4 protein-coding genes and 2 pseudogenes are annotated in these 14,510 nt (G+C 77.8%); all 6 read right to left on the bottom strand.

The annotated features are described in order from the left end of the window. The gene (locus tag VSR01_RS36240) at nt 1-6,912 is read right to left on the bottom strand and encodes a polyketide synthase (RefSeq protein ID WP_326453205.1); all 6,912 of its coding nucleotides are present in this window, start codon (nt 6,910-6,912) and stop codon (nt 1-3) included. Next, on the bottom strand, nt 6,909-7,574 hold the full coding sequence (locus tag VSR01_RS36245) for a phosphopantetheine-binding protein (protein ID WP_326453206.1): 666 nt from the start codon (nt 7,572-7,574) through the stop codon (nt 6,909-6,911). The genes VSR01_RS36240 and VSR01_RS36245 overlap by 4 nt, the downstream gene beginning before the upstream one ends. Continuing rightward, nucleotides 7,535-7,894 carry an AMP-binding enzyme gene (locus VSR01_RS36250; protein WP_326454024.1) on the bottom strand — a complete coding sequence of 120 codons (360 nt, stop codon included), beginning with the start codon at nt 7,892-7,894 and terminating at the stop codon, nt 7,535-7,537. The genes VSR01_RS36245 and VSR01_RS36250 overlap by 40 nt, the downstream gene beginning before the upstream one ends. A 90-nt stretch (nt 7,895-7,984) precedes the next feature. Beyond that, a pseudogene (locus VSR01_RS36255) lies at nt 7,985-8,407 on the bottom strand (AMP-binding protein); the annotation flags it as partial. Nucleotides 8,408-8,412: 5 nt separating this feature from the next. Continuing rightward, nucleotides 8,413-10,671, bottom strand: a pseudogene (locus VSR01_RS36260) (AMP-binding protein); the annotation flags it as partial. Continuing rightward, nucleotides 10,668-14,297 (bottom strand): non-ribosomal peptide synthetase, encoded by a 3,630-nt coding sequence (locus tag VSR01_RS36265; protein WP_326453207.1) that lies wholly within the window; start codon nt 14,295-14,297, stop codon nt 10,668-10,670. The pseudogene VSR01_RS36260 and the gene VSR01_RS36265, both read right to left, overlap by 4 nt. Nucleotides 14,298-14,510 lie beyond the last annotated feature (213 nt).

The raw sequence follows: 14,510 nt of genomic DNA on the forward strand, positions 1-14,510 counted from the left end.
TCAGCCCTCCACGGGGGTACGGGCGGCGGCGCGCCGCGGGCTCGGGGCGATCACGGCGGCGGCCGCGCCGCCGGGGCCCGCGGCCGCCGCGCGGCCCTGCTCGATCAGTTCGGTCAGAACGGCCACGGTCGGCCTGCCCGCATCGAAGAACGCGCGCACCGACAGCGCCACGCCCAGCTCCTCGCGCAGCCGGGTGACCAGCTGCATCGCCAGCAGCGACTCGCCGCCGAGGTCGAAGAAGTCGTCCTCGGCGCCGACCCGGTCGATGCCCAGCACCGCGGCCCAGGCGCGGGCGACCGTACGCTCCAGGTCCGAGCGCGGCTCGACGTACGCGGTGGCCAGGTCGGGGCGCCGGTTGAACGCGGACCCGCCGCCGTACAGCCCGCCGCCGCTCGCACCGCCCGCGCCGACGGGGCCGGACCCCTCGCCGCCTCGCGGGTCCCCGGGCGTGTCGTGGCGCGGACGCCGCGGCGCGGGCGGCGCGTCGAGGAGCTTCAGCACGACCGGCCGCGCGGCCCCGGCGCCCCGCCCGGCGCCGTCCGCCGCGGCGTCGGGCGCGGACAGGGCGGCGACCAGGGCCGCCGCCGCGTCCCGCGGCAGCACCTCGACCACCGCCCCGGCCCGCTCCAACTGGCGGATGCGCGCCTCCTGTTCGGTCGGCGACTCCAGGTCGCGCGGTCCTGCCGGCCCTGCCGGCTCCTGCGGCGCGACCGGCTCGCGCCGCAGGCCACCCTCCCCGCCACCGTCCCCGCCGCCGGTCCTGTCGGTCCCGTCGCCGGCCCGGCGGGCGACCAGCAGCGCGTGGTCCGCCTCGCGCAGCAGTTCCGCGTCCTGCGGCAGCACGCGCACCTCGTCGTAACCCGCGCCGCTCAGCAGCGCGCTCCAGCCGGCCGGGGGCAGCAGCGGGGAGTGCTCGCGCAGGTCGTCGCGGAAGTACCACCAACCCGCGAAGAGGCCCGCGGTGAGCATCGAGGGGCGCCGCTGCGAAGTCGCCTCCAGCAGGAACAGGCTCCCGCCCTCGCCCAGCAGCGAGCGCACGTGCGCGGCGGTGCGGTACAGGTCGGGCGTGGCGTGCAGCACGTTGAAGGCGAGCACCACGTCGTACGAACCCGGCGCGTACCCCTGCCGGCCGGGGTCCTCGGAGACGTCGAGCACCCCGAAGTCCATGAAGCCGACGCCCTTGTCCTCGGCGGTGCGCTGGCCGGCGAGCACGAAGGACCGGCCGACGTCGGTGAACGTGTACTCCACGCCGGGGACGTCCCGCAGCGCCTCCACCACCTCCCAGGTGAGATAGCCGCGGCCGGCGCCGACCTCCAGCACGCGCAGCCGGCCGCCCTCGGCCTGCCGGGCGAGCCGTGCGACGGCCCGGGCGACGAGCCGGGTGTGCACGGCCACGTCACTGGTCCCGACGCGTCGGTCCACCACCTCGCGGGAGATGTCCGACGCGCCGTCCGGCAGCAGCACCTGGTGGCCCTCGACCGCGCCGGAGAACACCTCCGGGTAGCGCGCGGCGCAGCGTTCCAGCAGCTCCAACTCCTCGGCCCGGTCCGGGTGGCGCGCCAGCACGGCCGCGCGCAGTCGTCCGATCCCCGGTTCCGCGCCGAGGTCGCGCGGCAGACCGGGCGGCGTGCGGAAGGTCACCCGGTCCCCGGGCCCGCGGGTCAGCAGTCCGTCCTCGGCGAGCATCGCCAGCATCGCGTCCAGGAACGGCCGGTAGCCGGGCACCACGCCCACCGCCCCGGCGATCTCCTCCGCCCTCGCCGTCGCGCCGTCCTCGGTCCGCACCCCCGCGCCGTGCAGGAAGCGCAGCACGTAGCGCGCGCACAACCGGTCCAGATCGCGCCGGAGTCCGGCCGGGGGATGCTCGACGGCGACGGTCCGGCGCAGCGACGCGTCGTCGGCGCGCAGCAGCTGGGCCTCGCGCGCGGGGTCGGCACCCGCCGCCGCGGCGCGGCGTACGGGCGCGGCGGGGCGTGCGCGGTCCGCCGGCCGACGGCGTGCGGGCACGGCGGCGCGCGGCGCCGCCACCAGGATCCTGCTGCCGGGGGCCAGTTGGAGCGCACGGGTGAAGGCGGGCTCGCGCAGGCCGTCCGGGATCAGGTACGTGTCCGGCGCCGCGGCGGGCGCCGGCGGGTCGATCCAGTAGCGCCGCCGCTGGAACGCGTAGCCGGGCAGCGGCACCCGGCGGCTCGGGCGCGATCCGCCGAACGGCGCGTGCCGCTCGACGCCGCCGCCGGCCGCCCACACCGTGCCGAGGGCGGTCAGCAGCGCGTGACCGTCGCCGTGGGCGTCGCGCGGGTGGCGCATGGCGGACACCGTCGTGGCGCCGGGACCGAGCTGGAGGGAGGCGAGCCGGGTCAGGCCGCGGCCGGGTCCGGTCTCGACCACCACCGGGTCTCCCGCCGCGTGCAGCGCGGCCAGGCCCTCGGCGAACCGCACCGTCTCGCGGGTGTGCCGCAGCCAGTAGCCCGGGTCGGTGGCCTGCTCCGCGGTCAGCGGTCGCGCCGTCAGGTTCGAGACGACCGTCGTCCGCGGCGGGCGCAGCGTGACGCGGCGCAGCGCCTCCTCGTACGGCGGCAGCATCTGCTCCAGCACGGACGAGTGGACGGCGGTCGCCAGCCGCAGCCGCGTGTGGTCGACGCCGCGCGCGGTCAGCAGCCGCTCGAACGCCTCGACCTCCTCCACCGGGCCCGAGACCGAGCAGTGCAGCGGCCCGTTGACCGCCGCGACGCCCAGCCGGCCGGTCAGCAGCGGGCGTACCTCGGCCTCGGCGAGCAGCACGCTCACCGTCGCGCCGCCGGCCGCCAGCATCAGCCGCTCCCGCTCGGCCACCAGCGGCAGCACGTCCTCCAGTGAGATCACCCCGGCCAGGCACGCCGCGGTGTACTCGCCCAGGCTGTGGCCGAGCAGCGCCGCCGGGCGCACGCCGTACGCCTGGAGCTGGCGGGCGACCGCGTGGCCGGTGGCGACGACGCCCGGGAACCCGCCGCCGTCCGCCGCGAGTTCGGCGCGCAGGTCGCGGCCCAGACCGGCGAGCACCGCGGCGGCGCGGTCGAGTTCGGCGCGGAAGACGGGGTGGTCGCGGTACAACTCGGCGCCCATCGCCGCGAACTGGGCGCCCCCGCCGGGCAGCAGCAGCGCCACCGGCCGGGGTTCACCGCCGGCGTCGCCGGTGCTGCCGGAGCCGTCGCGCAGCGCGCGGACCGCCGCCGGCAGATCGGCGGCGATCACGGCGAGGCGGTGCGCGAACTCCTCGCGGCCGCTGCGCAGCGTGTGCGCGACCTCGCCGAGGTCCAGGCCGGGCCGCGCGACGAGGTGGTCGGCCAGCGCGGTGGCCGTGTCGGCCAGCGCCTGCGGGGACTTGGCGGAGACGGTCAGCAGGTGCGCGCGCGGTCCGGGCGACGGCGCCGCGCCGTCGCCCGAGGGGGCGGCGGGCGCCGAGCCGGGGGCGGCGCCGAGCGTCGCGTCCGCCGGGGGCACGTCCGACCGGGGGTCTTCCACCGTGCGTGGTTCGTCCGCCGGGCGCAACGCCGCGACGGCCGGGGCCTCCTGGAGGATCGCGTGCGCGTTGGTGCCGCCGATGCCGAAGGAGCTGACGCCCGCCCGGCGCGGGACGCCCGGCACGCGCGGCCACGGCGTGAGGGCCGTGGCGACCCTGAACGGGCCGCCCGCCAGGGGCAGCAGCGGATTCTCCCGCTCGTAGTGCAGGCTCGGCGGGATCGCCTGGTGCTCCAGCGCGAGCACTGTCTTGATCACCCCGGCGACGCCCGCCGCGGCGTCCAGGTGGCCGATGTTGGTCTTGACCGAGCCCAGCGCGCAGAAGCCCGCGGGCCGTTCGGCCGTCCCCGGATCGGCGGCGAACGCATCGGCCAGGGCGCGCAGTTCGATCGGGTCGCCCACCGGCGTGCCGGTACCGTGCGCCTCCACGTACGACACCGAGCCCGCCTCGATCCCGGCCGCCGCCTGGGCCGCGAGGATCACCTCGGCCTGGCCCGCGGCGCTCGGCGCGGAGAAGCCGGCCTTCCTGTCGCCGTCGTTGTTCACCGCGGAGCCCTTGACCACCGCGCGCACGGTGTCGCCGTCGGCCAGCGCGTCCGCGAGCCGCTTGAGCACCACGACGCCCACGCCGTCACCGGGGAACATGCCGTTCGCACCGGCGTCGAAGGAGCGGCAGCGACCGTCGGGGGAGAGCGGGCCGTCCGGCAGGTGGTGGTATCCCCGCTTCGGGGAGGGGTTGAGGGACGCTCCGCCGGCCAGCGCCACGTCGCACTGGTGGTCCTGCAGGTCCCGGCAGGCCAGGTGGAGCGCCACCAGCGAGGTCGAGCACGCCGTGGCGACGCTGATCCCCGGCCCGGTCAGGCCGAGTTCGTAGCAGACCCGGGTGGCGAAGGAGCTCGCGGAGTTGGCGGAGATCGCCGGGAGCAGCGCCATCGAGTGCGGGGCGTCCGCGATGTGCGGGTGGACGCGTTCCACGAAGTAGCGGCTGTGGCCGGCGCCCGCGTAGACGCCGATCGGCCCCGGGTGGTCGCGGGGCGGGCATCCCGCCTGCTGGAGCGCGTGGTAGGCGCACTCCAGGAACAGCCGCTGCTGGGGGTCGAGGAGTTCGGCCTCGCTCGGGCGGTAGCCGAAGAACTCGGCGTCGAACAGGTCGATGCCGTCCACCGCGGCCTCGACCCTGACCAGCCCCGGGTCCGCAAGATCGCGGGGGTCGTGCCCGGCCGCGAGGAACTGCTCGTCGGTGAACGCGGTGGCGCCCTCGCGGCCCTCGGCCAGCAGGTCCCAGAACTCCTCCAGCGTCCGCGCACCGGGGAACCGGCCGGACATCCCGACGATGGCGATGTCGAGGTCCGGGTCGTAGTCGGGCCCGGGGTCGGGCGCGGTCCCGGTCGGGCGGGCGGTGGGGTCGGACATCGCGGGTGTTCCTTCCTGGAACGGCCGTTCGGGTGCGGCAACGGGCGGCTGGACGGGCCGAGGCGCCTGCGGGGGCGGCCCGTCGGCGGGGGAGCGCGCGGCGCCGGTGCGCGCCGCCCGCGGCGACGGCTGCCGCGGCGGCGCGAACGGTTCGGCGGTCGCGGCCAGTTCGGTGAGCAGCGCGGCGAACCGGTCGGCGACGCGCTGCGTGGTCGAGGCGGTGAACATGTCGGCGCGCGCGGTGACGCTCACCGTCATGCCGCCGCCCCCGCCGCCCCCGCCGCCCCCGCCGCCCCCGCCGCCCCCGCCGTCCCCGCCGGCGTCGTCGGCCACGTCGAGCACCAGGTCGAAGCGCGCGGTGCCCGGGTCCACCGGGTACTCGGCGCACGCCACACCGGGCAGGTCGAGTCCGCGCAGCAGGCCGCCGCGGTGCGAGAACATCACGTCGAACAGCCGCGGGGCGCCCGAGCCGCGGTCCGGCCGCGCGTCCTCCACCACCGTCTCGTACGGCACGTGCTGGTGCGCGTACGCTTCCGCGCACATCTCCCGCACCCGTCCGACGAGTTCGGCGAAGGGCGGTTCCGCGCCCGGCGGTCCGACGTCGACCGGCAGCACGATCACATTGCCGAAGTTGCCGACCAGCCGCTCGTCCTCCGGGCGCGGCCGGCGCACCGCCGGCGTGCCGAAGGGGATCCGCCCCGTCGAGCCGTACCGCCGCAGCAACAGGCCCGCGGCGCCGAGCAGCACCATGAACGGCGACGCCCGCCACTGCCGTGCCAACGCCCGGACGCCCGCGGCGGCTTCGGGTGACACGGCGGACCTGCGCCGTACCCCGGGGCCCGGCGGCCGAGCGGGGCGCGGCTGGTCCGACGGGAGCCGCACCCCCGTGCCCGTGCCCGTGGCCGTGCCCGCGCCGGCCAGCAGCCGGCGCCACGCCTCGCGTGACTCCTCGAACGCGGGGCCGCGCAACTCCTCCGCCTCGCGCCGGGCGAAGTCCGCGTAGCGCGCGGCGGGCCTGCCGTCCTGCGGCGGCCGTCCCCGGTAGGCGGCGGACACCTCGCCGAGCAGGATCTCCCACGACAGGTCGTCGCAGGCGATGTGATGGATCGTCAGGAACAGCAGATGCGCGCGCGGCCCGCGCCGGACCAGCAGGAGCCGCAGCGGCAGGTCACGCCGCAGGTCGAACGGCCGGCTCGACCACTCCCGCACGAGCGCGTCGACGGCGTCCCCGCCCGCAGCGGTGCGGGCCGGGCCGGTCGGGTACGTCGCGCCCGTCGCGTCCGCGTGGCCGGCGGGCAGCGTGTGGAGGTCGAAGGGGACGGCGGCGTCGTCCGGCGCGAGGGTCTGCACCGCCTCGTCCGGGCGGTCGCCGACGTAGACGGTCCGCAACACGTCGTGGCGGCGCGCGGCCGTCTCGAACGCGGCGCGCAGGCGCCCGGCGTCCAGCGGGCCGTCCATCCGCACCCCGATCGTCAGGTGGTACGCGGGATCGGCCGGGTTCAGCCGGTGCAGGAACCACATCCGGCGCTGCGCGGACGACAGCGGCGCGGGCAGTGCGCCGCCGGGGGCGTCGCCCTGCTCGACGCCCGGCGCGTGCGCCGCGCGCGGGGTGCCCGCCGGGTCCGCCCGGCCGTCCGGGTCCGGTCCGGGCCCCGAGCCCGGACCGGACCCCGGGGGCCGCCCGACCGGCCGCGCGGGCGGGGAAGGGGGAGGGGCCGCGGTTCTCGCGCCGGGCGGCGACGCGGGCGCCAGGCCCATCCCGGCCAGCGTCCTGCGCAGCAGCTCGCGCCTGCGGGCGGCGGCGTCCGAGGCGTCGCCGTCAGGGGCGGCGTGGGCGGCCGGGCGGGCGTCGCCTCCCTCGGCCGCGTCGGGGGCGGGAGCGTGGGCGGCCGGGGCGGCGCTGCCGCCGTCGACGGCGCTGGTCGCGGGGGCGGGGGCGTGGTCGACGGCGCCGGGCTCCCGGGGATCGCCCGGCCGGCGCGAGCCGACATGGCCCGTCACGGGCGGGGTCCCGGGCGCGTCGGAGCCGTCGCGAGGGCCGCGTCGACCTCGTCGGCGCTGAGACCGGCGACGTAGAGGTGGACCGCGGCGATCTGGGCCATCCGGCCCGGCCGCGCTTCCTCCTCGGTCAGCACCCTGGCCATGCTCGCGACGTCGGAGGTGGCCATCAGCGCGCGCGGCGAGAGGCGCTCGTCGGGGAACGCGTCGCGCAGCCGGGCGAGGACGCGGGCGCCGGCCAGCGAGTCGCCCCCCAGCGCGAAGAAGTTGTCGTGCGGTCCGACCTCCGGCACGTCCAGTACGTCGGCCCACATGCGGGCGAGCAGTTCGACCAGCGGATCGTCCGCGCCGCCCTCCCGCCCGCCCCTGCCCGCGGGCCCGTGCGCGGCGCTCGCGCCGGACGCGACTCCTTCGGCGGCGAGCGCCGCGCCCTCGGAATCCGCCGCGTCCGCGGGTCTACCGGAAGCCCCCGACGCGCACCCGGCGGCGGACCGTGCGGCGGACCCGGCAAGGGATCCGGCAGCCGACCCGGGCGTGGCCCCGCTCCCGCCCCCGGCCCCGCCCCCGCGCGCGGCACGCGCCGCGCGTTCCGCCAGCGCGGCCCGGTCCACCTTGCCGTTGCGGGTCAGCGGCAGCGCCTCGCACAGGGCGACCGCGCCCGGCACCAGGGAGGGCGGGAGGACGGCGGAGAGGTGCGATCGCAGCAGGACCGGGTCCGGCCGGGGCCGGCTCCCGCATCGGGGACGACATACGCGGCGAGTCCGCGGTGGCCGGGCCGGTCGGTACGGCGCACGGGCACCACGGCCGCGCGGGCGACGCCGGGGAGCGCGGCGAGGGCCGCCTCCACCTCGGCGGTCTCCACGCGCCGGCCGGCGATCTGCACCTGCCCGTCGCGGCGGCCCACGAACTCCAGGACGCCGTCCGGTCCGTAGCGGCCGAGGTCGCCGGTGCGGTAGAGCCGCTCGCCGGTGCGCGGATGGGTCACGAACGCGGCGGCGGTGGCCCCGGGATCGCCGAGGTAGCCGCGCGCCAGGCCGGGACCCGAGCAGTACATCTCGCCGACGACACCCTCCGGCCGGTCCCGCAGCGCGCGGTCCAGCACGTGGTAGCGGGTGTTGGCGAGCGGGGTGCCGTACGGCACCGAGCGCCACGCGGGGTCGACGCGCTCGACCACGTGCCAGATGTTCCACAACGTGGTCTCGGTCGGGCCGCCCACCGAGACGAGCGTGGCGGCGGGGAAGCGCCGGGCGAGCGCGGCGGCGGTCGGGATCGGGATCCAGTCGCCGCCGAGGAACACCAGGCGCAGCGCCGCCGCCCGGCCCGCCCCCGGTTCCCGCGCGTCCGACGTGCTCGCGCCCGTGCACAGTGCTTCCGGGCCCTTCGGCCCGGGCCGGCCGCCGCTGCCCGAGCCGTGGCGGACGCGGCGCCTCCCGTCGCCGCATCCACGTCGGTGAGCCGGTCGAGCAGCATCTCCATCATCGCCGGGACGGAGTTCCACACCGTCACCGCGTGCCGGTCGAGCAGGTCCGCCCAGTGGGCGGGGTCGGTGCGCCGCTCGGCCTCCGGCAGCACCAGCGTGCCGCCCGCGCCGAGCACGCCGAAGACGTCGAACAGCGCCATGTCGTGGTGCAGCGCGGTCAGGCCCAGGCAGCGGTCGCCGGGACCGATGCCGAACCGGTCGACCGTCTCCCGCAGGCAGTTGACCACTCCGGCGTGCTCGATCATGACGCCCTTGGGCGTGCCGGTCGTGCCCGACGTGAAGAGCACGTACGCCAGGTCTCCGGGGCCGCGCCCGGCCGTGAGGTCCGCGACCCCTGCCACGAGGTCCGCGACGTCGGCCGCGAGGTCGGCGGCCCCGGCCCCGGTCGCGGCCGCGTCCGCCGCCTCCGCTCCCGCCGCCTCCCGCCCGGACGAGGAGGCGTCCGTCGCGCCCGTGTCCCGCGACGTGTCCGGCGCGTCCGCGTGCACCGTCCGCCACGGCCCCGCCGGCACTGCCGCGGCGACCGGCGCGTGCGTGACCACCGCGGCGACGCCCGCCGCGTCCAGCAGCGCGCGCAGCCTGGCCGGCGGCGACTGCGGGTCGAGCGGCACGTAGGCGCAGCCGGCCAGCAGCACCGCGTAGGCGGCGGCCACCTGCTCCACGCTCTTGTCCATCACGATGCCCACGAGCGCGCCGGGCCCGACGCCCGGCTCGGCACGCAGCCGGCGGGCGAGTGCCGCCGCCCGCCCCAGCAGTTCCGCGTACGCCACCGGTCCCGACGGCCCGACGACCGCCGTCGCGTCCGGCCGCGCGGCGGCCTGGCGCAGGAACGCGTCCTGCACCAGGTCCCGCGGCACGGGCCGCACCGCGCCCTGTGCCGCCTCCCGCCGGGCGGCCTGCTCGGGCGGCAGCAGGTCCAGGTCGTCGCGGTCCCACAGCGCCGGGTCGTCGTCGGCGAGGCGGCGCAGCAGCGAGGTCCACGCGGCGAACATCACGTCCAGCACGCCGGGTTCGAAGAGCTGCTCGACCGCGTCCCAGTTGCAGGCCAGCGCGCCGCGGCGCTCCTCCACCTGGGCGTCCAGATGCACCTGGGGCGTCTGCGTGATGCCGTACACCCGGGTCAGCGACCGTTCCAGGGCGTGCGGCTCGCTCTCGGCGAGGGCCAGCGTGCTGGTCAGCACCACCGGCATCCTGGCCTGCTCGCCGCCGCCGAGCCGGGTCAGCCGGCGCATCAACCGCACGCCGCCGACGGCCCGATGCTCCAGGCCCTCCAGCAGCCGGCGCTGCAGCGCCCTGGCCCGGCCGGTGAACGTCCCGGCCGCGCGGTGGTCCGCCTCGACGAGCGTGAACGAGGCGAACTCGCCCACCAGCGAACCGACATCGGGCACCAGCGGCTCGCGGTTCATGCTCGGCACGTTGAGGGTGAAGCGCTCCCCGGCGCTCCACCGCGCGACGACCTCGGCGAAGGCGGCGAGCACCACGCCGGTCGGGGTCAGGCCCGCGTCGGCGGCGCGCCGCCGCAGTCGTGTCCACGTGTCGGGGTCGAGCACCGCCGCGCGGCGGACGAACCGCGGCCGCGCGACCGTCTCCGGGGCGACCCGCAACGGCAGTTCGGGCGGTCCGGGAAGCTCCGGCAGCCGCCGCTCCCAGAACTTCTCCGCCTCCCGTGCCTCCTCGGTGTCGGCGACCTGCGCGGACCGGCGCACGTACGTCTCGAAGTCCCCTGCGAGGGGCGGCAGGTGAGCGGCAACGCCGGACGGGCCGGCGACCGACTCGTAGGACGCGGACAGGTCCCGGTACATCACGTGCCAGCTCGCCCAGTCCACGGTCAGCCCGTCGAAGCCGACGTGCACCCGGCACACCCCCGCGCCGAGCAGCGCGACCGCGACCGAGAACAGCGGCCACTCGCCCGCCGGCCGCACCTCGTGCGACAGCCGCTCGCGCAGTCCGGCGAGCACGGCCGCGACCTCCGCGGGCGGGCGCTCGCGCAGGTCGACGACCTCGATCGGGGGGTCGGGCACCTCCGGCAGCGTCCGCTGCTCCTGGCGCTCGGGGTCGACGACGGTGCGCAGCATCGGGTGCCGGTCCACCAGCAGCCGCCACGCCCGCACGAACCGGCCGACGCCCAGGGGCCCTTCGAGCTCCAGGTAGGCGTGAGTGCTGATGTTCCCCAGCGGGTAGAGGTCGCCGCGGCCCACCAGGTACGCCTGCTGGGTGTCGGTCAGCGGGAAGCCGCGGCCTGTCGGGGCGGTGCGTTCCGCACCGCTCTCGGTCCCGCTCATCGGGTCGCCTCCTCGTCGGCGTTCGACTGCGGCTGTGCGGGGCGGTTGCCGCCGGGTCCGCCCGCTGCCGGGCGGCGGTCGCGCCGGCGGGCGAGCGCTTCGCGTCCGCGCAGGGCGCGGGCCCTCGCGGCGGACTCGGCGTCGGGCGGGTCCGCGGCCGGGGCGGTTCCGTCGTCCGCCGGCCCTTCGAGCAGCGAGGCCAGGCGGGCGACCGTCGCGTTGGCGAACAGGTCGAGCAGCGCGACCTCCCGGCCCAGCCGCTGCCTGATCAGCGTCTGCACCCTGATCACCAGCAGCGAGTGGCCGCCGAGGTCGAAGAAGTTGTCGTGCGCGCCGACCTTCTCCAGGTCCAGCACCTCCGCCCAGATCCGGGCGAGCGCGTCCTGCGTGCCCAGCGCGGGCGCGGTGTAGCCGTCCGCCGCGCCCGCGGCGGGCAGCGGCACGGCGGCCAGGGCCTTGCGGTCGGCCTTGCCGGCGGTGGTCAGCGGCAGCTCCGGCAGGACCAGCACGGCGCGCGGCACCGCGTGCGCGGGCAGCAGGCCGGCCAGCCAGCCGCGCAGCGACTCGCCGTCCGCGGGCCCGGCGGACGCGGCGGGCGCGGCGGGTCCGGCGGGCGTGGCGCGCCCGGTGGACGCGGCCGGTTCCGCGCCGGTCCGCGAGGGCGTGAGCGAGCAGTAGCCGATCAGCTCGTGGCCGCCGCCCGCGGCCGGCCGGGCGAGCACGGCCGACTGCCGCACCCGCGGGTGCCGGGCCAGCACCGCCGCGACCTCGCCGGGCTCCACCCGGAACCCGCGGATCTTCACCTGGTCGTCGGCCCGGCCGAGGAACTCGATCTCCCCGTCCGCACGGAAGCGGGCCAGGTCCCCGGTGCGGTACATCCGCCCGCCGGGGACGTCCGCGTACGGGTCGGCGAGGAAGAACTCCGCGGTGCGGGCCGGGTCGTCGAGATAGCCGCGGGCCAACGGCAGCCCGCCGACGTACAGTTCGCCGCGCACGCCGACCGGAGCCGGGCGCAGCCGCGCATCCAGCACGTACAGCCGGGCGTTGGGGTTGGGGCGGCCGATGGTGACCGTGCCGCCGGCGTCCTCGCCGGGCTCCAGCACCCGGCAGCTGACGCCGATCGTCGTCTCCGCGGGACCGTACCCGTGGTACATGCGCGCGTCGCTGGCGCGGCGGAAGCGGGCATAGAGCCGTGGGGTCAACGCCTCGCCGCCGCACCACAGATGGCGCAGCGAGCGGATGCGGGCCGCGGCGTCCTCGCGTTCCAGCAGCACGTCCAGCATGGACGCGACGATGTAGAGGAAAGTGACGCCGTGCCGCTCGACGGTCGCGAGCAGCCGGTCGACGTCGCCGTCCCCGCCCGGCTCGGCCACCACCAGCCGCGCCCCGGCCACCAGCGGCAGGAAGATCTCGTTGACCGAGATGTCGAAGCCCAGCGGCGCCTTGTGCAGCACCGCGTCGTCCGGGCCGAGGCCCAGCGTGCGGATCTGCCACACCATGCGGTTGCAGACGGCCTGCTGACGGATCATCACGCCCTTGGGCACGCCGGTGGAGCCCGAGGTGTGGATGACGTACGCGAGGCGCTCCATGCCGGCCACACCGTGTTCGTCCGCGACCCCGCCGGTCCCGTCGCCCGCACCGCAGGCGCCCGCGCCGTCCCCCTCGGCCGCGCTCGTGCTCCCGTACGGGCCCGGGCCGGTGTCCGGGCGCAGGACGCGCACACCGCTGCCGTCGAGCAGCGCCGCCGCCTCGCCCTCGCCGACCGCCAGCCGCAGCCCGCACCGCCCGGCGATCTCCCGCACCCGGGCGGCCGGCCAGGAGACCTCCAGCGGGACGAACGCGCCGCCCGTCTTGAGCACCGCGAGCAGCGCCACCACCAGGTCGACCGAGCGTTCCATCAGGACGCCGACCAGCGTCTCCGGGCCCGCCCCCGCCGCGCGCAGCCGGTCCGCCAGGGCGTCGGCCCGCGCCTCCAGGCCGGCGTAGGTCAGCGTCGCGGCGCCGCACTCGACCGCGACGCCGTCCGGGTCGCGCACCGCCGCCTGGTGCACCAGCGCCGCCAGGTCCCGGTCCACCAGCGGGTCGTCGCCCTCGTCGGGGCGGTTCATCCGGGCCAGCAGGTCGAGTTCGTCCCGTGGCAGGATCTCCAGCTCGGCGACCGGCGTGTCCGCGCCGCCCGGCCCGGCGGCCGACTCCAGCAGCCGCACCAGCCGCCCTGCCCAGCGGCCGACGGTGCCCGCGTCGTACAGATCGGCGTTCCCGGTGACCGCGCCGTGCAGCGTGCCGCCGGACTCCCAGCAGGTGAGGACGAGGTCGAAACGCGCCGAGTCGACCTCCTGCTCGACCGGCTCGGCCCGCAGCCCCGCGAACGCGGCGCTCTCCTGCGGCGTCTGCAGCACCGCCAGCACCTGCGGCAGCGGTCCGGCGGCCGGGGAGCGGTCCCAGCGCAGCTCGGCGGCGAGCGCGTCCAGCGAGACGTCCTGCCGCGCGTACGCGTCGTGGCAGGTCGCGCGGACCCGGTCCAGCAGCTCACCGAACGGGGTGTCGCCCGCCACCGCCGTGCGCAGCACGAGGGTGTCGGCGAAGCAGCCGACCGCGTCCTGGAGTTCGGGACGCTCCCGGCCGTGCACCACCGAGCCGACCGGGACCGATTCCGCGCCGGTCAGCCGGTGCAGCAGTGCGGTCAGCGCGGTGACCGCCGCCATGTACGGCGTCGCGCCGCGCGCCGCCGCCAGCGCGCGCACCTCGGCCCACACCGCCGGGTCGACACTGAAGCGCCGCGAGACCGCCCGCGAGCCGGGCACGGCCGGGCGCGGCCGGTCGGCGGGCAGGTCGAGCCGGGGCGGTTCGTCGCCCAGCGCCTCCTGCCACGCCGCGACTTTCGCGGCGTGCTCCGCGCCCGCCTCCTGCCGGCCGCGCCAGTGGGCGTAGTCACGGAAGTCCAGTGCGGGAGCGGGCAGCGGGCCGGGCAGCCCGGCGGCCGACGCGGCATAGATCTGCCGTAGTTCGCGCAGCAGCACCGCCAGCGACAGCCCGTCCGCCACCGCGTGGTGCACCACCGTCATCAGCACGTGCTCGGTGGCGCTGTGCCGCAGCAGGCCGAAGCGGATCAGCGGGCCTCGTTCCAGGTCGAACGGCGCGGTGTCCCACGCGGCGATCCAGCCGGCCTCCGCGCCGCGGTCGCCGCCCGACTCGGCCCGCTCCAGCGGCGGTTCGAACGCGGCGGACGTCACCAGGTGCGGCACGCCGTCGCGTTCGGCGAACGTGGTGCGCAAGGCGTCGTGCCTGCGGACGAGTTCCGCGAGCGTGGCGCGCAGCACCGCCGGGTCCAGGTCGCCGGTCAGCCGGATCGCCTGCCCCACGTTGTACGCCGCGGACCCCGGCTGCAGTCGGTCGTGCACCCACATCCGGCGCTGCGCCGACGTCGCCGCGACCGGCGCGTCGCGCGGCGCCCTGGGGATCGGCCGTGGCGCGGCGGCGCCGGACAGCCACCGGTCCAGCAGGTTCCGTTTCGCCGTCGACAGCCCGTCGGTCCGGGCGGCGCCCCCGGGGCCGCCGGACCCGGCGTGGGCGCCGCCGGCCGGACTCGCGGCGGCGTCGTGGGACTGCGGTGGGGCGTCGGTCATGATCTCCCGCTTCCGTATCGGGGGTGGACGTGCGGTGTGCCGGGGCGCCGGCCGGGGCGCAGGGCCGGTACGGCCGGGTGGGCCGGTGGGAGTGGTGGGAGTGGTGGGGTCAGTGGGGGGCCGCGGGGTCGGATGCTCGGGACCGGCGTGTCAGGGCGGTCGACGCGGGCACTCGGGGCGGTCGGGGGGCGGGGGCGGTCGGAGCAGCGGTGG

This window comes from Actinacidiphila sp. DG2A-62, assembly GCF_035825295.1.
In the GTDB taxonomy this organism is placed as follows: domain Bacteria; phylum Actinomycetota; class Actinomycetes; order Streptomycetales; family Streptomycetaceae; genus Actinacidiphila.